This window comes from Solwaraspora sp. WMMB762, assembly GCF_049179115.1.
GTDB lineage: Bacteria > Actinomycetota > Actinomycetes > Mycobacteriales > Micromonosporaceae > Micromonospora_E.
In genome coordinates this window covers 2,530,334-2,551,570 of sequence record NZ_JBMHMD010000001.1, presented here as the reverse complement: position 1 = coordinate 2,551,570, position 21,237 = coordinate 2,530,334, and the positions used below count along the sequence as shown (strand labels likewise).

16 protein-coding genes are annotated in these 21,237 nt (G+C 71.3%); all 16 read left to right on the top strand.

The features are described 5' to 3' along the window. Window positions 1–121 precede the first annotated feature (121 nt). Window positions 122–958, top strand: a complete 837-nt coding sequence (locus ACN27J_RS11230) for an ABC transporter permease (RefSeq protein ID WP_421365767.1) — start codon at window positions 122–124, stop codon at window positions 956–958. A gap of 11 nt (window positions 959–969) precedes the next feature. Continuing rightward, entirely contained in the window at window positions 970–1,782 is an 813-nt protein-coding gene (locus ACN27J_RS11225) for an ABC transporter permease (protein WP_421365765.1), read from the top strand. Between the two features lie 420 nt (window positions 1,783–2,202). Beyond that, on the top strand, window positions 2,203–3,318 hold the full coding sequence (locus ACN27J_RS11220) for a sugar phosphate isomerase/epimerase family protein (RefSeq protein ID WP_421365764.1): 1,116 nt from the start codon (window positions 2,203–2,205) through the stop codon (window positions 3,316–3,318). A 343-nt stretch (window positions 3,319–3,661) separates the two neighbouring features. Then, entirely contained in the window at window positions 3,662–4,840 is a 1,179-nt protein-coding gene (locus ACN27J_RS11215; RefSeq protein ID WP_123602931.1) for an ROK family protein, read from the top strand. A 74-nt stretch (window positions 4,841–4,914) separates the two neighbouring features. Continuing rightward, window positions 4,915–6,423: a sugar ABC transporter ATP-binding protein gene (locus ACN27J_RS11210; protein WP_421372196.1), complete on the top strand. Its 1,509-nt coding sequence runs from the start codon at window positions 4,915–4,917 to the stop codon at window positions 6,421–6,423. A 55-nt stretch (window positions 6,424–6,478) separates the two neighbouring features. Then, on the top strand, window positions 6,479–7,558 hold the full coding sequence (locus ACN27J_RS11205; protein WP_123602930.1) for an ABC transporter permease: 1,080 nt from the start codon (window positions 6,479–6,481) through the stop codon (window positions 7,556–7,558). Window positions 7,559–7,667: 109 nt separating this feature from the next. After that, the gene (locus tag ACN27J_RS11200) at window positions 7,668–8,759 is read left to right on the top strand and encodes a substrate-binding domain-containing protein (protein ID WP_421365761.1); all 1,092 of its coding nucleotides are present in this window, start codon (window positions 7,668–7,670) and stop codon (window positions 8,757–8,759) included. Between the two features lie 53 nt (window positions 8,760–8,812). After that, entirely contained in the window at window positions 8,813–10,000 is a 1,188-nt protein-coding gene (locus ACN27J_RS11195; RefSeq protein ID WP_421372194.1) for a Gfo/Idh/MocA family protein, read from the top strand. A gap of 295 nt (window positions 10,001–10,295) precedes the next feature. Next, window positions 10,296–13,547: a ThuA domain-containing protein gene (locus ACN27J_RS11190; protein WP_421365759.1), complete on the top strand. Its 3,252-nt coding sequence runs from the start codon at window positions 10,296–10,298 to the stop codon at window positions 13,545–13,547. A 353-nt stretch (window positions 13,548–13,900) separates the two neighbouring features. Then, window positions 13,901–15,073: an inositol-3-phosphate synthase gene (locus ACN27J_RS11185; RefSeq protein ID WP_421365757.1), complete on the top strand. Its 1,173-nt coding sequence runs from the start codon at window positions 13,901–13,903 to the stop codon at window positions 15,071–15,073. Continuing rightward, complete coding sequence (locus ACN27J_RS11180; RefSeq protein WP_421365755.1) at window positions 15,070–16,044, top strand: SCO3242 family prenyltransferase; 975 nt, start codon at window positions 15,070–15,072, stop codon at window positions 16,042–16,044. Before ACN27J_RS11185 ends, ACN27J_RS11180 begins: the two co-directional genes overlap by 4 nt. Next, window positions 16,041–17,024, top strand: coding sequence for a sugar phosphate isomerase/epimerase family protein (locus ACN27J_RS11175; RefSeq protein ID WP_421365754.1), 984 nt, complete (start codon window positions 16,041–16,043; stop codon window positions 17,022–17,024). Before ACN27J_RS11180 ends, ACN27J_RS11175 begins: the two co-directional genes overlap by 4 nt. After that, complete coding sequence (locus ACN27J_RS11170; protein ID WP_421365752.1) at window positions 17,021–17,707, top strand: EboA domain-containing protein; 687 nt, start codon at window positions 17,021–17,023, stop codon at window positions 17,705–17,707. The genes ACN27J_RS11175 and ACN27J_RS11170 overlap by 4 nt, the downstream gene beginning before the upstream one ends. Next, the gene (locus tag ACN27J_RS11165) at window positions 17,708–18,559 is read left to right on the top strand and encodes a TatD family hydrolase (RefSeq protein ID WP_421365749.1); all 852 of its coding nucleotides are present in this window, start codon (window positions 17,708–17,710) and stop codon (window positions 18,557–18,559) included. Then, window positions 18,559–19,743 (top strand): metabolite traffic protein EboE, encoded by a 1,185-nt coding sequence (gene eboE / locus ACN27J_RS11160; RefSeq protein WP_421365747.1) that lies wholly within the window; start codon window positions 18,559–18,561, stop codon window positions 19,741–19,743. The genes ACN27J_RS11165 and eboE overlap by 1 nt, the downstream gene beginning before the upstream one ends. Beyond that, window positions 19,740–21,161, top strand: coding sequence for an alkaline phosphatase family protein (locus ACN27J_RS11155; protein WP_421365744.1), 1,422 nt, complete (start codon window positions 19,740–19,742; stop codon window positions 21,159–21,161). Before eboE ends, ACN27J_RS11155 begins: the two co-directional genes overlap by 4 nt. Window positions 21,162–21,237 lie beyond the last annotated feature (76 nt).

Sequence of the window (21,237 nt, the reverse complement as noted above, 5' to 3'; positions counted from 1 at the left end):
CCGGGCCGGCGAATCCCGGGCGGTCGTCCCGGGCGGTCGTTCCGGGGCGTCGTTTCCACGATGTCGTACCCGGGCGGTACAACATCGGCCGGGGACCGGGTACGGGGAAGGGCGACGACGGATGTCCGGGACAGACACTGACGCGACGCCGACGGCCACGACAACCTCGCGATCGACCGGGTCGCTGGCCCGGAGCTGGTTCGGGCCGGCGTCGAGCGTCCTGGAAGCCAACCTGACCGCCTACCGCCGGACCTGGCGGTCGTCGGTCTTCTCGTCGTTCCTGCTGCCGCTGTTGACGGTGCTCAGCTTCGGTGTGGGGGTGGGAGCATACGTCGACCAGGGGGTCGGTGGGTTCAGCTATCTCGACTGGATCGTCCCCGGTCTGATCGCTTCCACCGCGTTGCAGGTGGCTATCGGGGAGTCCTCCTGGCCGGTGCTGGGCGGGTTCACCTGGCAACGGACCTACTACTCACAGATAGCCGCTCCGCTACGGATCGCCGACATCGTCGGTGGGCTGCTCGCCTTCGTCCTGCTGCGGGTGCTGGCCAGTGCCGTCGCCTTTCTCGCGGTGGCCGCAGCGTTCGGTGCGCTGCATTCGGGTTGGGCGGTGCTGACCCTGCCGGTGGCCGTGCTGCTGGCAGCGGCCGTCGCCCTGCCGGTGGCCGCCTTCGCGGCCACCATCCGCAGCGACAGCTACATGGTCATCGTGTTCCGGTTCGCGGTCATCCCGATGACCCTGTTCGCCGGAGTGTTCTTTCCGGTGGAGTCGCTGCCGGTGACAGTGCGCTGGCTGGCGTACCTGTCGCCGCTCTGGCACGGGGTCGACCTGTGCCGGGCGGCCTCGCTCGGCACCACGCCCGCCTGGTCCGTCCCCGGGCATCTCGGCTACCTGAGCCTCTGGGTGGCGGCCGGGTGGTGGCTGGCCGTCACCCGGTTCCGCAAGCGTCTGATCCACTAGAGGAGGCAACAGTGGTGACCCTCGTCCTGCCGCAGATGCTCGGGGCCGGCGCGGCCGTGCGGCGGGCCGGGTCGGTGATGGAGCGCAACGCGGCCGCCCTGAAGTCCGCGTACTGGGTGGTGATGATCTCCGGGGTGGTCGAGCCGTTGCTCTACCTGTTCTCGATCGGTGTCGGCGTGGGCCGGCTGATCGGGGACATCACCCTGCCTGGCAGCGGGGCCGTCATCGGGTACGCCGCGTTCGTCGCGCCGGCGATGCTCGCCGCTTCGGCGATGACCGGCGCGTTGTCGGAGACGACGTTCAACTTCTTCGCCAAGATGAAGTTCGTCAAGCTCTACGACGGGATCCTGGCCACCCCGGTCCGCCCGACCGAGCTGGCCTTCGGCGAGCTCGGCTGGGCGATGGCGCGGGGCAGTATCTATTCGGCGACCTTCCTGCTGGTGATGGTCGTGATGGGGCTGACGACGGTCCCCCGGGCGCTGCTGGCGTTCCCGGCCGCGATCCTGGTCGGGTTCGCCTTCGGCGGGCTCGGCATGGCGCTGTCCACCTACATGCGCAGCTGGCAGGACTTCGACCTGATGGGCTCGGCCCAGTTCGCGGTCTTCCTGTTCTCCGGGACGTTCGTGCCGGCCGAGGCGTACCCGTCGGTGCTGCGCTGGCTGGTCGAGCTGACCCCGCTTTACCGGTCGGTCCATCTGATCCGGGCGATCGCCGTGGACACTGTCGGGTGGATGCAGTTGGTCGACGTCGGCTATCTCGTCGCGGTGACGGTGCTCGGGCTGACCGTCGCCGGGCGTCGGGTCGGTCGGCTGCTCTGCAACTGACGTCCTAGGAGTACCCTTCTGCGACAGCCATCGATCTACCTGGGTCTTGTGGTAGAGACTTCTGGCTGGTAGAAGACAAAGCCATCGGTAGTTCACCTGAAAGTTTGGTTCGTCGGGGTCTTTCTTTCCCCTGGTCTCTGGGGTTAATGTCTGCCCCAGACGTAACACCAGCGACACAGCGTCGTAAACGCCGGTCGCGACCAGGGCCACCAGGCCCGAGCTGTCTCCCGCCAGGGGCGTGGCGGAGACAGCCGCGGTTCGGGTCGGTGCCGCCACCGCGGCACCGACCCGAACCCCCACCCACCCGAACCCCCTCCGCCCCCGGGGTCGTGCGTTTCGGCGGCGTGCGACTCCGTACACCCCGACCCTCCTCACTCGTCATCGGCGGCTCTGCGAGCCGCTGCAGAAAGGTGGACAAGAATGGACGAGGTGCTACGCCGCAACGGTCAGCTCACTCCGCCCAACCCCGCGCTCACCCGCCGCAACATCCTCGCCGCGTCGGCCGGCGCCGCCGCCGTACTCGGCGCGGCCGGGCTGCCGGTGCTGCAGACCAGCCGTCCGGCCCGGGCCGGCGGCGGCTGGTCCGTGGACCCGCTGATCCCCGAGCAGAACCGGGGCATCATCCTCTACTCGGTCCGCGACCGGATCGGTGCGGCCCCGGACGACAGCGGCGTGCCGTACGGCTTCGAGCGGGTCCTGGCCCGCCTCGCCGAGATGGGTTACAAGGAGATCGAGTTCGCCGGCTACAACCAGCACCCCGACATCCTCGGCCGGCAGATCACGCCGACCGAGATCCGCAAGATCCTGGACGACAACGGGCTGGTCGCCAACGGCTGCCACGTGTCGATCCGGCCGGACACCTTCCAGGAGCAGCTGGACATCGCCGAAGAGCTCGGCATGAAGAACATCGGCACCGGCAGCGACCCGACCCGCAGCGACTATCAGTCGGACTGGGACGCGGCTGCTGACCTGTGGAACGAGCTCGGCCGTCAGGCCCGGGACCGCAAGATGCGGCTCTACACGCACAACCACGACGCGGCGTACAACTTCCTGCTCGACGCCGGTCCGCTGGACGACCAGGGGCGGCCGACCCGGTCGTCCGGCGTCCGCAAGCTCGAGTACTTCATGGCCAAGACCGATGCGAAGTACGTCTACTTCGAGATGGACATCTACTGGGGTTACGTCGCCCGGCACAAGCACCACACCTTCGTCAACTCGGCCGGTCAGGAGCGGACCCGGGTGTTCGACCCGCTGCTGACCGTGGCCCGTCGGCCCCGGCGGTTCCCGCTGTTCCATGCCAAGGACGGCGACAAGAACCCCGAGCTGAGCAACGGCTACGAGATGACGCCGATGGGCGACGGCGACATCAACTTCCAGCAGTTCTTCCAGACCATCGGGCACTACGACTTCCACCACGCCAACTGGGAGCAGGACACCGCTCCCGGTGGCTCAGCGAACCCGGGCCAGTCGCTGGAGTTCGCCGAGCGCAGCTACCAGCACATGTCGGAGCTGACCGTCTACACCCAGAGCGAGTGATCCGCCGGGTCGCCGGCGACCAGCGCGGCGACCTGTGATCAACCGCGGGTACGTCCGGGGTGTCGACCGCCGCTACGACGGCGGTCGACACCCCGGACCCGCATGCCCGGTCCTGCCCCTGTCGTGGAGCGCAGGACTGTCGATCCCTCGTGCCCCGGAGCCGGACTCGTCGTGCCAGGTCAGCCCGGGTGTGAGAGAGCTTCAGCAAACTTCTGTCACGATCAGAAAAAGTTTTGCTTCAGCAGACCAAAACTCTGGACACGAGCCTGAGAAAGCTCCTAGTGTTTCGGGCACGACACGCCGAGGTCGCCTCGGCGTTAACTAACTGTCGGAGGTGGACCCCATGCGTACGGCGGATCCTCTGCACCTCCAGCTGCTGCGACTGCTGCGGGACAACGGACCGGTCTCCCGGGCCGAGCTCGCCGACCAGCTGGAGATTCCCCGCCCTCGCCTGCTGTCCGAGTTGGAGCGGCTGGTCGCCTCCGGCTTCGTGACCGAGGCAGGGATGGCCGCCTCACGGGGCGGCCGCCGCTCGACCCTGGTGGAGCTCAACCCGGATCTGCGGTTCGCCGCGATCGACCTGGGCGCCAGCTCGGTCGACGTGGAGATCACCAACGGCCGGCTGGAGCCGGTGGCCGCGTACACCGAGCCGGCCGACATCCGGCAGGGGCCGAAGGTCATCCTGCACCGGATCAACGAGCTGCTCGCCAAGGCCCGGGTCGAAGGGGTGCACGAGCGCCTCGACGGTATCGGCATCGGGGTGCCCGGGCCGGTCAGCTACCGCGACGGGGTGCCGGTCTCCCCGCCCATCATGCCGGGCTGGGACCGGTTCCCGGTCCGTGAGCTGCTCGCCCGGGAGCACGGCTGCCCGGCGGTGGTGGACAACGACGTGAACATCATGGCCATCGGGGAACGGCACGGCGGCGTGGCCCACTCGGTCGACGACTTCCTGTTCGTCAAGCTCGGCACCGGCGTCGGCTGCGGTATCTACCTCGCGGGCCAGGTCTACCGGGGCATCGACGGCTGCGCGGGCGACATCGGCCACATCCAGGTCGACTCGCACGGCCCGATGTGCTCCTGCGGCAACGCCGGATGTCTGGAGGCGTTGTTCAGCGGCGCGGCGCTGGCCAAGGAGGCGGCCGCCGCCGCCCGGGCCGGCACTTCCCCGGCACTGGCCGAGCGGCTCACCCAGCGGGCCGAGCTCACCGCGCGCGACGTCGCCGAGTGCGCCATGGAAGGCGACGTCACCTGCATCCGACTGATCCGCGACGGCGGCCGGCGGCTCGGCGGCGTCCTCGCCGGTCTGGTCAGCTTCGCCAACCCGTCGATGATCGTGATCGGCGGTGGTCTGGCCCACCTCGGGCACATCCTGCTGGCCGAGATCCGCAGCGTGGTCTACCGGCGGTCACTGCCGCTGGCCACCGGCAACCTGCCGGTGGTGCTGTCCGAGCTGGGTTCGCGGGCCGGCGTGACCGGCGCCTCCGTACTGGCCAGCGACGTCGCCTTCGAGCAGGCGTCGTGAGCGCCCCCGAGGCCACCGGCGCCGCGCCGGTCGACGAGCCCGGCACCACCCCGGCCGTGGCGGCCGGCGGCGACGTGGTGCTGCGGCTGACCGACGTCGTGAAGACCTTTCCCGGGGTACGCGCGCTGGACGGGGTGCAGCTCGAGGTACGTGCCGGGGAGGTGCACTGCCTGCTCGGCCAGAACGGGGCCGGCAAGTCGACCCTGATCAAGGTGCTGGCCGGTGTGCACCGCCCCGACTCGGGGCGGGTCGAATGGCAGGGCCGACCGGTCCGGTTCGCCAATCCGCAGGCCGCGATGCGGGCCGGTATCGCCACCATCTACCAGGAACTCGACCTGGTCGACGACCTGTCCGTGGCGGAGAACGCCTTCCTCGGCCACGAGCCGCGGACCGCGGGCTTCGTCCGTCGGGCGGCGATGGCCCGGCGCACCCGGGACATCCTGGGCCGACTCGGCCACGCCGAGATCCGACCCCGCGGGCTGGTCCGGTCGCTTCCGGCGGCCGGCAAGCAGGTGGTCAGCATGGCCCGGGCACTGTCCCACCAGGCCAAGCTGATCATCATGGACGAGCCGAGCGCGGTGCTCGCCCACGACGAGGTCGAGAACCTGTTCCGGATCATCCGGGAGCTCACCGCCCAGGGCATCGCGGTCATCTACATCTCGCACCGGTTGGAGGAGATCCGCGAGATCGGTGACCGGGTCACCGTACTCAAGGACGGCCGGACCACCGCGCAGAACCTGTCGGCGCAGACCACCCCGACCAAGGAGCTGGTCAGCCGGATGACCGGCCGGTCGATCGAGTACGTGTTCCCGCAGCGGGAGCCCAACCCGCACGGCGAGCAGTTGCTGGAGGTGTCCCGGCTCAGCCGCGCGGGGGAGTTCAGCGACGTCTCGCTGACCGTCGCGCGGGGGGAGATCGTCGGCATCGCCGGCCTGGTCGGTGCCGGTCGTTCGGAACTGCTGGAGACGATCTTCGGAGCCCGGACCGCCGACACCGGCAGGGTCACGATGGCCGGCAAGCCGGTACGGGCCGGCAGCGTCGGCGCCGCGGTGCGGGCCGGCATGGGCATGGCGCCGGAGGAACGCAAGAGCCAGGCACTGCTGCTGGGCGAACCGATCTTCCGGAACATCACGTTGGCCACCTTCGGCCGCCTCGCCCGGGTCGGGTTCACCGACGCCGGCCGGGAGGTCAGCGCCGCTGAACGGGTGGCCGGCTCGCTGGAACTGCGTCCCCGGGGCGTGCACCGTCCGGTGCGCCAGCTCTCCGGCGGCAACCAGCAGAAGGTGGTGGTCGGCCGGTGGCTGCTCGGTGACACCCGGCTGCTGCTGCTCGACGAGCCGACCCGGGGTGTCGACGTCGGTGCCCGGGCCGAGCTGTACCAGGTGATCCACGACCTCGCCGCACAGGGCGTGGGCGTCCTGCTGGTCTCCAGCGAGGTGCCCGAGGTACTGGGGCTGGCCGACCGGGTGCTGGTGATGCGCGAAGGACGCGTCGTCCACCAGGCCCCGGCCGGTGAGATCGATGAGGAGACCGTGCTCGACCTCGTCATGTCGGGGTCGGCGAAGGAAAGTGCCGCGGCGTGACCGGGCGACCCGACCAGTTGGCCAGCGGCCAGCCGGTAAACGAAGGAGTAGGACTGTGACCGCGGAAGAGGCCACGGCGACCGTACCCGGTAAGGAGAAGCCGGCAGCGCCGCCGGCGCACGGCGCGGACGAACCACCCCGGCAGAGCTGGTGGCGTTCCGACGCCAGCGAGTACGCCCGACGCAACCTGTGGCTGGTCGGCGTCCTCGTGATTCTGGTCATCATCGGCGCCGCCACCCGGCCCGACCTATACAGCGACCCGACCTGGGTCCGCAACAACATCTTCACCATCCTGCAGCAGGCCTCCGCGATCGGCGTGGTCACCGTCGGCATGACATTCGTGATCATCGCCGGCGGCATCGACCTGTCGGTCGGCGCGATCATGGCGCTGGCCGGGGTATGGGCCACCACGGTGGCGACCCAGAGTTTCGGACCCGGCGGCATGATCTTCACCGCCGTCGTGGTCGGGATGTGCGTCGGACTGGTCAACGGAGTGCTGATCTCGTACGGCCGGCTGGTGCCGTTCATCGCCACCCTGGCGATGATGGTGGCCGCGCGAGGGCTGGCCGCACTCATCTCCGGCAAGCAGACCCAGGTCTCCACCTCGTCGGTGATCAACGGGATGGCCACCCAGCGGATCCTCGGAATCCCGCTGCTGGTGATCATCCTCGCCGCGGTGGTCGCCGCCGGCTGGGTGCTGCTCAACCGCACCACCTTCGGCCGACGCACCGTCGCGATCGGCGGCAACGCCGAAGCGGCCCGGCTCGCCGGCATCAACGTCCGGTGGCACACCCTGCTCATCTACGGCCTGTCCGGGCTGTGCTGCGGCATCGGCGCGATCATGCTGACCGCGCAGGCCAACTCGGCCCAGGCCGCCATGGCCAATCTGTACGAGCTCGACGCGATCGCCGCGGCGATCATCGGCGGCACGCTGCTCACCGGCGGTCGCGGCACCATCATCGGCGCCCTGTTCGGGGTGCTGGTCTTCTCCACCATCACCAACCTGTTCGCCATCAACGGACTCTCCACCGAATCCCAGAACATGATCAAGGGCGGGATCATCGTGGTGGCCGTTCTCATCCAGCAGTTCCGGTTCAACTCCCTCAGCCAGCTCTTCAACCGAAGAACCGCCTGAGGCTCCACCTGACACACCCATCCACCGCCCGGTGGCCGTCGACTCCGACGGTCGCCAGGCACCGCACACCCCGATAACCCCCCCCGCCATTGCGATCCAGGAGGTCGTCATGACCGCTTTCTCCCGTCGGACACTGTTCGGCGCGCGCGGCGCCGCCGCCGGTGACATGTCCCGCCGCCGGCTGCTCGCCGGTGGTGCCGCAGTCGGTGCCGGTGTACTGCTGAGCGCATGCACCAGCAACGAGGCCGCCCCGACCAACACCCAGACTCAGGCCGCCAACCAGGGCAACCCCAACTCTGAGCCCGGTGAGACCGTCACCATCGGCTTCTCCGCCCCGGCGGCCGACCACGGCTGGCTCGCGGCGATCACCAACAACGCCCGGGCCCAGGCCGAGGCGTACTCGGACGTGGAGTTCCTCACGGTCGAGGCCGGTGCCGACGCCGCCGCTCAGCGGGCCGCCCTGGACACGCTGATCTCGCAGAGCCCGGACGTCATCGTCATGCTGCCGCACGACGGGGCCGAGCTCACCGCGAGTGGCCTGCAGGCCATGGAGGCCGGCATCCCGGTGGTCAACCTGGACCGGGCGTTCACCCAGGCGTTGGCCTACCGCACCCAGATCAAGGGCGACAACTACGGCATGGGTGTGTCGGCGGGCAACTACATCGCCGCTCAGATGCAGGAGAAGGGCATCGCCAACCCGGTGATCGCCGAGATCGCTGGGATCGACGCGCTGGAGCTGACCCAGGAACGGTCCGCCGGTTTCAAGGACGCCCTCGAGGTGCACGGCTTCACCGTCGCCAACCGGCGGGCGGCCGAGTTCACCGCCGACTCCGGCCAGCGTGAGGCGGCCAACCTGCTGCAGGCCCTGCCGCAGATCGACGCCATCTGGAACCACGACGACGACCAGGGCATCGGGGTGCTGGCCGCGATCAGCCAGGCCAACCGTTCGGAGTTCATCATGGTCGGCGGCGCCGGTTCGCGGGCGGCGATGGAGGCGATCCAGGCCGACGACAGCGTGCTGAAGGCGACCGTCACCTACAGCCCGTCGATGGCCTCCTCGGCGATCTCGCTCGCCCGCCTGATCGCGCAGGGCCGGGGCATGTCCGATCTGGTCGAGCTGCAGGTGCCCAAGGAGATCATCCTGGCCTCGGAGACCATCACCAAGGAGAACGCGAGCGAGTACCTGCCGCTCGGGTTCTGACCTTTTCGGGGAGGCTTACCTTGTCCGCTGAACACAACGAGCTGCGGGTCGGCATGGTCGGCTACGCGTTCATGGGCGCCGCGCACTCGCAGGCCTGGCGTACCGTGAACCGGGTCTACGACTTGCCGGCGCGGGTCCGGATGACCGCGGTGTGCGGCCGGGACGAGTCGAAGGTGGCCGAGGCCGCCGACCGGCTCGGCTGGGAGTCGCACACCACCGACTGGCGGGCGCTGATCGCTCGGGATGACATCGACGTGGTCGACATCTGTACGCCGGGTGACAGCCACGCCGAGATCGCCATCGCGGCACTCGCCGCCGGCAAGCACGTGCTGTGCGAAAAGCCACTGGCCAACACGGTGGTCGAGGCGCAGCAGATGGCCGACGCGGCCCGGGCCGCCCGGGCCGGCGGCGTCCGGTCGATGTGCGGATTCAACTACCGGCGGGTGCCGGCGGTGACGTTGATGCGTCAACTCGTCGCCGACGGCCGGATCGGAACGATCCGGCACGTGCGGGCGGTGTACCTGCAGGACTGGATCCTCGATCCGGACTTTCCGCTGGTCTGGCGGTTGCAAAAGGACAAGGCGGGTTCCGGGGCGCTGGGTGACATCGGTGCACACATCATCGACGCCACCCAGTTCGTCACGGGCCAACGGATCGCCCGGGTGAGCGGGCTGACCGAGACGTTCGTCAAGCGGCGGCCGCTGCCAGCCGGTTCCAGCGGGCTTTCCGCTTCGGCCGGCGGCGGGTCCGACGACGGCGCCGAACCGGCCACCGGCGAGGTCACCGTCGACGACGCCGCGCTGTTCATGGCCCGGCTCGACGGCGGGGCGGTGGCCAGCTACGAGGCGACCCGCTTCGCCACCGGACGCAAGAACGGGTTGCGGATCGAGATCAACGGCTCGCTCGGGTCGGTCGCGTTCGACTTCGAGCGGATGAACGAGCTGGAGTTCTTCGACGCCACCCGGCCCGCAGCCGAGCAGGGCTTCACCCGCATCATCGTGACCGAACCGGAGCACCCGTACCTGTCCGCCTGGTGGCCGCCCGGCCATGGTATCGGGTACGAGCACTCCTTCACCCACCAGGCCCGTGACTTCGTCGCGGCGCTGGCGGCCGGAGACGACCCGACACCGTCGTTCGACGACGCCCTCCAGGTTCAGCAGGTGCTGGCCGCGGTGGAGCAGTCGGCCGGGCTCGGTGAATGGGTCACCGTGGACTCGGCGAAGACCACGGCACCGGCCTGAGCGACTCGACCTCGTCGAGACGCCTGGAACCGAGACTCCTCGTCCCGTGGGCGAGGGTCGCCCGGCGCGGTTGCGCCCCGCGCCGGGTGATCCGCGGGTACGAGGACGGCTCGTCCGGCGTGACCGGATCGGGATTCCCCGGTCACGCCGGACGGCCAGCAGGGCGTACCAGAAAGACTCTGGCGGACGTGGCACCGCGCCAGGGGTGAGGCACCAACCGTAACTGTCCGTCCACAACGGAATCAGTGCCCTACGGTGAGGCTGCGGCCTCCCCGAACCCCCGGAGGAACGACTGATGAGCAGATCCACCCGGCGATGGCTTGCCGTCGCCGCGGGTGCGGCACTCACCGCACCCATGATCGCCACCGCGCCAGCGGTCGCACACGACGGCCACGACCACGAGAACTATCAGGTGCTGGTGTTCAGCAGCACCGAAGGGGTGGCCCACCCCTCGACCGCCAAGGGCATCAACGCGGTCCGGACCCTCGGCAAGAACAACGGGTTCACCGTCGACGTGTCCCGCAACGGGACGGTGTTCACCGAGGAGAACCTGGCGAACTACGCCGCCGTGGTCTTCCTGAACAACAACGGTGACGTGCTCAACGACGCACAGCAGGAAGCGTTCGAGAACTACGTCAAGGCCGGCAACGGGTACATCGGTGTGCACGCCGCCGTCGACGCCGAACCGGACTGGGCGTTCTACCGTGGCCTGGTCGGCACCACCTCGACCGGTACGACCGCCAGCGGCGCAGGCGTGATCGACGTCGCCGACCGCTACCACCCGTCGACCTCCAGCGTCCCCCGCCAGCTGACCATCGACGAGAACTACCTCAACTTCGCGGAGAACGTCCGCGGCGTCCAGCACGTGCTGGCCACCGTCGACACCGACACGGTCAGCGACAGCAGCATGGGCTACGACCACCCGGTCTCCTGGTGCCAGGACTACCAGGGCGGCCGCTCCTGGTACACCGGTCTCGGCTCCGCCCCGGAGACGTTCACCATCGGCGCGTTCCGCAAGCACCTGCTCGGCGGCATCGAGTGGGCCGCCGGTGTCGCCGAGGGCGACTGTGGTGCGACCGTCGAGTCCAACTACGAGCGGGTGGTCCTCAACGACCAGCCCGGTGAGCCGATGAGCCTCGCCGTGCTGCCCGACGGCCGGGTGCTGCACAACACCCGCAGCGGAGAGGTCCGCCTCTACGACCCGGCCAGCGGCGCCAGCCCGGTCATCACCAACATCGACGTCTACCAGCACGACGAGGACGGACTGCAGTCGGTCACCCTCGACCCGAACTTCGCCGAGAACAAGTGGGTCTACCTCTACTACGCGCCGCCGCTGGACACCCCCGTCGACGACCCGGCCACCCCGGGCGTCAACGAAGGTGACGCGCCGGCCAACAGTGAGGACCCCAGCGTCTGGGAGCCGTTCAAGGGCCACAACCTGCTGTCCCGGGTCAAGTTCGTCGAGGAGCCGACCCCGCACCTGGACCTGTCGACCGAACAGGAGATCCTCACGGTCGACGTGGACCGCGGCGCCTGCTGCCACGTCGCCGGCGAGGTCAAGTTCGACGGCAAGGGCCTGCTCTACCTGGTCACCGGTGACGACACCAACGCCAGCGGCTCGGACGGTTACACCCCGATCAACCGGTCGCTCACCCGCGGCCCGGCGTACGACGCCGCCCGGTCCGCGGCCAACACCAACGACCTGCGCGGCAAGGTTCTGCGGATCCGGGTCAAGGACGACGGCAGCTACGCCATCCCGGCCGGCAACCTGTTCCCCGAGTCGCAGGACTTCGAGGACCAGACCCGCCCGGAGATCTTCCTGATGGGTCTGCGTAACCCGTTCCGGTTCGACGTCGACGAGCGTGGCTGGGTCTACATCGGCGACTACTCGCCCGACTCGCGCAACCCGAGCGCGACCCGGGGGCCGGAGGGCACCGGACGGTGGTTCGCCGCCAAGCGGGCCGGCAACTACGGCTGGCCGTACTGCTACTCGCCGACCCTGCCGTACATCGACTACGACTTCGAGACGCAGACCTCGGGCGAGCCGTTCAACTGCGCGGCGCCGATCAACGACTCGCCACGCAACACCGGTCGCAGCCTGCTGCCGCCGGTCGAGCAGCCGCAGTTCTGGTACACGTTCAACGCCACCACCACCTGCCGGGACAGCTACCTGGTCGACCCGGCCGGCACCTGCGACTTCCAGTGGCCGGTCGTCGGCACCGGCGGCGTCGGCCCGATGGGCGGCCCGATCTACAAGTACGACGAGTCGCTGGAGTCGGACTACAAGCTGCCGCAGTACTTCCACGACTCGGTGTTCTTCGGTGAGTTCAGCCGGGACCGGATGTTCACCATGCGGACCAACGGCAGTGGCAAGCTGCTCGGCGTCGAGCGGTTCCTGTCCACCTTCACCTTCGACAACCCGATGGACATGGAGATCGGCCCGGACGGCACCCTCTACGTGCTGGACTACGGTGACGGCTTCTTCCGGCCCAACCCGGACGCGTCGCTCTACCAGATCCGGTACGTCAAGGGCACCCGTGGACCGGTCGCCGAACTCGACGCGTCGCCCACCTCCGGCCAGGCCCCGCTGACCGTGCAGTTCTCCAGCGAGGGATCGGCCACCCCGGAGCCCGGCGCCAGCATCAGCATCGCCTGGGACTTCGACGGAGACGGCACCACCGACTCCACCGAGGCCAACCCGTCGTACACCTACACCAGCAACGGCGTCTACTACGCCCAGCTGACGGTGACCGACTCCAACGGGGCACAGGCGACGCTGAGCCGGACCATCACGGTCGGCAACACCGCACCGACGGTGGAGGTCACCGCACCGCTGTCCGGTTCCTTCTTCAACTGGGGCGACTCGGTGCCGTACACCGTCACCGTCACCGACCCCGAGGACGGCACCATCGACTGCGACCGGGTGGAGGTCAGCTTCGTGCTCGGCCACGACGAGCACGGCCACCCGCAGACCACCACCACCGGGTGCACCGGTAACCTGCCCACCCCGGCCGACGGGGCCGACCACGCCGGCAGCTACCTGTTCGGCGGGATCAGCGCCAGCTACACCGACCTGGGCGGCGGCGGCCAGCCGGCGCTGACCACGATCGGTCAGGCCACCATCCAGCTCTACCAGCAGCAGGCCGAGTTCGCCCCGATCCAGCAGGGCGTGTCCATCTCCAACACCTCCGACACCGGCGGCGGCCAGCACGTCTCCGGAATCAACAACGGTGAGTACATCGCGTTCGACCCGATCAACCTCGGTGGGATCGACACGGTGACTCTGCGCTACTCCGGTGGCTCCTCGTCGTCCGCGGGCAACCCGCGTGCGGCCGTGGAGCTGCGGGTCGACGCGCCGGACGGACCGCTGGTGGCCAGCACCACGCTGAACGCCACCACCGGCTCCAACGACTGGGCCAGCACCGACGTGGCAGTCGACCACCCGGCCGGCACCCACCAGCTGTACCTGGTCTTCCGGTCAGTCGACGGTGGACCATCGTCCAACCTGTTCAACCTCAACTGGGTGCAGTTCGTTCCGGCGAGCTGACCCGGTCCGTGGGTCGGTGGCCGGCCGGCCACCGACCCACGGACGACGACCGGTGACCGCCGGGGCGGGCGTACCGTCCGCCCCGGCGGGAACCGACCAGCAGGACCGCGGCCGGGGCAGACCGGCCGGGGACAACCGATGCGGGGGAGGCAGGGCCGAACGCCGAACGTCCCTGCCTGCCACAGCCCCGTCCGTCCGGTCGACCGGGCCCGGCGACGGCGTCGTTGACGCCGACCTCGGCGCCGTCGACGGTGGTGCCACCCTGGCGCGCCCGGACGGACGGGGCCTTGACCGGCGAAGCGACAACCGGCAGCAGTACGACCACCGCCAGCGGCGGGCGTTTGGAGGCACGAATGCGTACCGGAGTCTGGCTGATCGGGGCGCGTGGCTCGGTCGCGGTCACCAGCATCGTCGGCGCGCTGGCCGTGCGCGCCGGCCTGGCCGACACCACCGGCTGCGTCACCGAACTACCGGCGCTGCGCGGCCCGGCTCTGCCCGGCTTCGCCGATCTCGTCTTCGGCGGGCACGACACCGCCGCGACGCCGCTGGTGAAGAAGGCCGACGCGTTGGCCAGCGCCGGCGTGGTCCCGGGGCGGCTGGTCGCCGCGCTGCACACCGAGCTGGCCGGCCTGGAACCGCAGATACGTCCGCTGCCGGCCGGGGCCACCCAGGCCGAGACCGCGGCGGCGATCGCCGCGGACCTGGTCGCCTTCCGCCGCCGGCACGACCTGGATCAGGTGGTCGTGGTCAACGTCTCGACCACCGAACCGGCGCCGCCGCCGCACCCGGCGCACGACGACCTCGCCGCGCTCGCCACCGTGCTCACCGAGACGCCCAGCGGCGCACCGGTGCTGCCTCCGAGCGCCCTGGCGGCGTACGCCGCGCTCGGTGCCGGCTGCGGCTACGTCGACTTCACCCCGTCGGTGGGGGCCCGGTTGCCGGCCCTCGACGAACTCGCCCGGCAGCGTCGGGCACCGTACGCCGGGCACGACGGCAAGACCGGGGAGACCCTGGTGAAAGCGGTGCTGGCCCCGATGTTCGCGCTGCGCAACCTGCGGGTGCGCACCTGGTCCGGCAGCAATCTGCTGGGTGGCGGCGACGGGGCCAACCTGGCCGAGCCGGCGGCCAACGCGGCCAAGGCTGCCAGCAAACAGCGGGTGCTCGGCGAGATCCTCGGCTACCAGCCGCAGGGGCACACCCGGATCGAGTACGTCGACGACATCGGCGACTTCAAGACCGCCTGGGATCTGATCACCTTCTCCGGCTTCCTCGGCACCGGTATGCGGATGGAGTTCACCTGGCACGGGTGCGACTCGGCGCTGGCCGCCCCGTTGGTGCTGGACCTGGCCCGGCTGACCGCCGCCGCCGCCCGCGCCGGACGCGCCGGACCCCTGCCGGAGCTGGCGTTCTTCTTCAAGGACCCGATCGGGTCGGGTCCGCACGCCCTCGGCGACCAGTGGCGGACCCTGGTCGACTTCGCCGCGTACCTGCACGGGCAGGTGGGCGAGCCGGGTGGCGTCGCGTGACGCCGCCACGGTTGTCGGACCTGGTCGAGCTGGTCCGGGCCCCTGCGGCGCTGTCCGTGCCGGGTGACGTGGTGGCCGGGGCGGCCGCCGCTGGCGGGCTCGGCCCGCGTACCGCCGGGTTGGCCGGCGCGTCGGTCTGCCTCTACTGGGCCGGGATGGCCGCCAACGACTGGGCCGACCGGGAGCTCGACGCGGTCGAACGGCCGCAGCGGCCCATCCCGTCCGGCCGGGTCACCCCCGGTGCCGCGCTCGCCGTGGCCGCCGGGCTCACCACCGCCGGTCTGGCGCTCACCGCCGTCACCGGCGGCCGTCCGGCGCTCGCCGTCGGGGTGCCGCTGACCGCCGCCGTCTGGGCCTACGATCTGTGGGCCAAGAACACCCCGGCCGGGCCGGCGGTGATGGCCGCCTGCCGAGGGCTCGACGTCCTGCTCGGCGCGGCCGGCACCGGCCGGACCCGGGCCGCGCTGCCCGCCGCGCTGGCCGTCGCCGCGCACACCTACACCGTGACCGAGCTGTCCCGCAGCGAGGTCAGCGGCGCGGACCCCCGGCTGCCCGCCGCCACCCTGGCCGGAACCGCCGCCATCGCCCTGGCCAGCGCCATGCCGGCTGCCGGCCGGGCCGCGTCGGGCCGTACCACCACGCCGACCGGCCGGGCCGTGTCGGGCCGCGCCGCGATGCCGGCCGGCCGGGCCGGCTCCGCCCGCTGGTGGCGGGCCGGGGTCACCGCAGGCCTCGCCGGCTGGTACGCCGCCCGCTACGGCGCCGCCCAGGCCGCGGTCGCCCGCGACCCCCGGCCCGAGCAGGTACGCGCGGCGGTCGGCGCCGGCATCGTCGGTCTGCCAGCCCTGCAGGGTGCGCTCACCGCCCGGGCCGTGTCCACCGGTACCGGCCTGGCCACCGCCGTCGGGCTCGCCGTCTCCGTCGCCGCGCCGCTCGGCCGGCGGCTGGCCCGCAAGGTGTCCCCGACATGAGCACCGACCCGGCCGGCGACCACCCACCGGCGACCCGCGGGCCCGGCCGGGACGCGACCCGCACCGCGCGGCTGGCCGCCGACCCCGCCCAGCCGATGGCAGCGGGGCTGCGGTTCGGGTACGGCACCAACGGTTTCGCCAACCACCGGCTCGCCGACGCGCTGGCCCTGCTCGCCGACCTCGGCTACCAGGGTGTCGCGCTCACTCTCGACCACGACCACCTCGATCCGTACGCCGCCGGTCTGCCCCGCAAGGTGGCCCGGGTCGCCGAACAGCTGCGGGAACTCGGCCTCACGGTCGTCGTCGAGACCGGCGCGCGGTACCTGCTCGACCCGTGGCACAAACACGCCCCGACCCTGCTGCACGACACCGCGTCCCGGCGGATCGACTTCCTGCGCCGGGCGGTCGCGATCGGTGCCGACCTCGGCGCGGAGGCGGTCTCGTTCTGGTCCGGGGTGCGTCCGGCCGAGGTCGACGACGCCACCGCCTGGGACCGGCTGGTCGCCGGCTGCGCGACGGTGGTCGCGGCGGCCGACGCCGCCGACGTCACCCTCGGCTTCGAACCCGAGCCCGGAATGCTGGTGGCCGACATTGCCGGTTGGCGGCGGCTGCGCGACGCGCTGGGCCGCCCGGACCGGTTCGGTATCACCCTCGATATCGGACATTGTCGGTGCCTGGAGCCGGCGCCGGTGCCGCAGTGCGTGACCGACGTGGCCGCGCACCTGGTCAACGTCCAGATCGACGACATGCGCCGGGGCGTGCACGAGCATCTCGAGTTCGGCACCGGGGAGATCGACTTCCCGCCGGTACTGGCTGCCCTCGGCGCCGCCGGCTACCAAGGCCTGGTCGCCGTCGAGCTGCCCCGGCATTCGCACGCCGCTCCGGTGATCGCCGCCCGGTCCATCGAGTTCCTCCGGTCCGCCGAACTCCGGGCCCGCACGGCACCGGCCGGCACCACCGCTCAAGGAGGTCAGCCGTGAACCGACTCGCCCAGACCGACGACGGCTTCGACGACGGCTCCGCCGCCGTCGCCGACCGACTCGCCGCCGCGCTGTCCGGCGTACCCGATCCGGACTGGCTCGCGCAGGCGCGGAGCCGGATCGTCACCGACCCGGCCAGCCTGCCGGTGCTGTTCGCCAGCGCGGGCCGCCGCTGCGGCCGGGCCGAGCTGGCCGCCGCCCCGGGCTGGTCGGCCGACGAGGCCGCCCGGGTGCTGCTGCTCGTCGACCTGGCCACCGTCGCGACCGGAGCGGAGCTGGCCGCCGCGGTCGCCGACTGCTACCACCACGGCGACGCCGCGGAGCGTCGGGCGGTGCTCAAGGCGCTGCCGCTGCTGCCGGTCGGCGACCGGGCGGTGCCGCTGCTCGACGACGCGATCCGGACCAACGACACCCGGCTGCTGGCCGCCGCGCTCGGCCGGTACGCCTGCCACCTCGACCAGCCGGCGTGGCGTCAGGCGGTGCTCAAGTGCGTCTTCACCGGCGTACCGCTGGCCGCCGTGCACGACCTCGACGCCCGCGCCGACGCCGAACTGCTGATCATGCTCGCTGGGCTGCACGACGAGCGGGTCGCCGCCGGCCGGACCCTGCCGGACGACGCGCTCGCCCTGCTGCAGCGGCTGCGCTCCGCCGCAGCGGACACCACCACCCGACAGGAGGGGTGAATGCGCATCTTCGATCCGCACATCCACATGACCTCGCGGACCACCGACGACTACCAGGCGATGGCCGACGCCGGGGTCCGCGCCCTGGTCGAACCCGCCTTCTGGCTCGGCCAGCCGCGCACCAACGTCGGCTCGTTCGTCGACTACTTCGACGCGCTGCTCGGCTGGGAGCCGTTCCGGGCCAGCCAGTTCGGCATCCGGCACCACGCCACGATCGCGCTGAACCCGAAGGAGGCCAACGACCCCCGCTGCGCCGGGGTACTCGACGTACTGCCCCGCTACCTGGTCAAGGACGGGGTGGTGGCGGTCGGCGAGATCGGCTACGACTCGATGACGCCGGCCGAGGACGAGGCGTTCGCCACCCAACTGGCGCTGGCCCGCGAGCACGACCTGCCGGCCCTGGTGCACACTCCGCACCGGGACAAGGCCCGGGGCACCGAACGGACCCTGGCGGTGGTCGCCGAGTCCGGCATCGACGCCGGTCGGGTGGTGGTCGACCACCTCAACGAGGTGACGGTCGGGCTGGTCAAGGAGTCCGGCTGCTGGATGGGCTTCTCCATCTACCCGGAGACCAAGATGTCACCGCCGCGGATGGTGGAGATCCTCAAGGATTACGGCCCGGAGCGGATCCTGGTCAACTCGGCCGCCGACTGGGGCCGGTCCGACCCGTTGCTGACCCGTACCACCGGGGAGGCGATGCTGGCCGCCGGATTCAGCGCCGACGACGTCGACCGGGTGCTGTGGCGCAACCCGGTGGAGTTCTACGGCCAGTCCGGCCGGCTGGACCTGAGCGACGTCGCCGCCACCGCACCGACCTTCGAAGGCAGCTCGATCATGCGGGGCGGTGGCTGATGCGTCTGCACGACCGGCGGCGGCGCACCGTCCACCTCAGCTACTGCACCAACGTGCACCCGGCCGAGGACCTCGACGGAGTGCTCGGCCAGCTCGACACGTACGCGGTGCCGGTCCGCGACCGGCTCGCCGCCGACCCGCTCGGCCTGGGTCTGTGGCTGGCCGCGCCGGCCGCCGCCGCGCTCGCCGCCGACCCGGCCGCCCGTCGCCGGCTGCGCACCGCGCTCACCGACCGTGGCCTGGAAGTGGTCACCCTCAACGGGTTCCCGTACGAGGCGTTTCAGGCGCCGGTGGTCAAACACGCTGTGTACCACCCGGACTGGGCCGATCCGCGCCGGCTCGACTACACCCTGGCACTGGCCCGGATCCTCGCCGACCTGCTGCCCGACGACGCCGAGCGCGGATCCGTCTCCACGCTGCCGCTGGCCTGGCGGGAGCCGTGGGACACCGAGCGGGCCGACGCCTGCGCGCGGATGCTGGACCGGCTGGCCGTCGGCCTGGCCGAGGTCGAACGGGACACCGGCCGCACCGTCCGGGTCGGCTTCGAACCTGAACCGGGCTGCGTCGTGGAGACCACCGCCCAGGCCGCCGAACAGCTGGCCCGGGTGGACACCGACCGGCTCGGCGTCTGCGTCGACCTGGCCCATCTCGCCTGTGCCTGGGAGGAGCCGGTCGCCGCGGTCGGTCGGCTGCGGTCCGCCGGGCTACCGGTGGTCAAGGTCCAGGTGTCGGCCGCGTTGGAGGTCACCGACCCGGTGCGGGACCGGTCCGCGATCGCCGGGTACGTCGAACCTCGGTTCCTGCACCAGACCCGGTCCGGGGTTGCCGGGGCGACCGACGATCTCGACGCCGCGCTCGACGCCGGGCTGCCCGGCCCGTGGCGGGTGCACTACCACGTGCCGCTGCACGCCGCGCCGGTCGCGCCGCTGACCTCGACGATGCCGCAGCTGCGGGCCGGTCTGGCCGCAGTCGTCGACGGCACCGACTGCGACCACTTCGACGTGGAGACCTACACCTGGGGGGTGCTGCCGGAAGGGCAACGTCCCACCGGGCCCGACCAGCTCGCCGCCGGGATCGCAGCCGAGCTGGCCCAGGCCCGCGACGAACTGGTCGGGCTCGGCATGAGCGCCCGTACCCGTACCACCGCCACCCGTACCGCCGCCGGATCGGAGGCCGCCGCATGAACCCGTTGCTGGTGCTCGACGTGGTCGGCCTGACCCCCCGGCTGCTGCGCCACATGCCCCGGCTGGCGGCGGTGGCCGAGACCGGCTTCCAGGCCGAGCTCGGCACCGTGCTGCCGGCGGTCACCTGCTCGGTGCAGTCCACCTTCCTGACCGGCGAGCCGCCGTCCGGCCACGGCATCGTCGGTAACGGCTGGTACTTCCGCGACCTCGGCGAGGTGTTCCTCTGGCGGCAGCACAACGCCCTGGTCGGCGGGGAGAAACTGTGGCAGGCCGCGCGCCGGGTCCGCCCCGACTACACGGTGGCGAACATCTGCTGGTGGTACGCGATGGGTGCGGACGTCAACTGGACGGTCACCCCCCGGCCGATCTACCACGCTGACGGGCGCAAGGACCCGGACTGCTACACCGATCCGCCGCAGCTGCACGACGAGCTGACCGGTCGGCTCGGCACGTTCCCGCTGTTCAACTACTGGGGGCCGGGTGCCGGGCTGGTGTCGTCGGAGTGGATCGCGAAGGCGACCCGGCAGATCATGGCCGACCATTCGCCGGATCTGACCCTGGCGTACCTGCCGCATCTCGACTACGACCTGCAACGCTACGGTGGCGCCGGCCCGCACGCGCAGCGGGCGGCGGCCGAACTCGACGCGGTGCTGGCTCCGCTGCTGGACGCGGCGGCGGCGCGCGGCGCGACCGTCGTTGCGCTGTCCGAGTACGGCATCACCGACGTGTCGCAGCCGGTGCACGTCAACCGGCTGCTGCGCGCCGAAGGGCTGCTGCGGGTCTACACCCAGGCTGGGATGGAGTACCTCGACCCGTGGACGTCGCGGGCGTTCGCCGTCGCCGACCATCAGGTCGCCCACGTGTACGTCCGGGATCCGGCCGACGTCGCGACGGTGGCCAAGCTCTGTGCCGGCCTGCCCGGGGTGGCGCAGGTCCTCGACGCCGACGGGAAGGCGGCCGCCGGCCTGGACCATCCGCGCTCCGGTGAGCTGGTGCTGGTGGCCGAACCGCAGGCCTGGTTCACCTACTACTACTGGCGCGACGACACCGCTGCGCCGGACTTCGCCCGGTTGGTGGAAATTCACCGGAAGCCCGGATACGACCCGGCGGAGCTGTTGTTCGACCCGGCCAACCCGGGTGCCGCCAAGGCACGCGCGGCGATCGCCCTGGCCCGCAAGAAGATCGGCCTGCGGTACACGATGAACGTGGTCGGGCTGGACGCCGGTGCCCGGGCGGTACGCGGATCGCACGGCCGGCTGCCGGACGACCCCGCCGACGGTCCGGTGCTGCTCTGCTCGGACCCGGCATCGGCCCGGGACCGGTTCGCCGCCACCGAGGTCAAGTCGCTGCTGCTGGAATTGGCCGGGCTCGACGCCGATGCACCGGCACCGGCACCGTCGCCCGAGGTGTCTCGGTGACCGTGGCGCCGGCCCGCCCCGGCGACAGCCCGGATTCGGACGCCCCAGCGGGTGCCGGTTCGGGTCCGGACGCCCC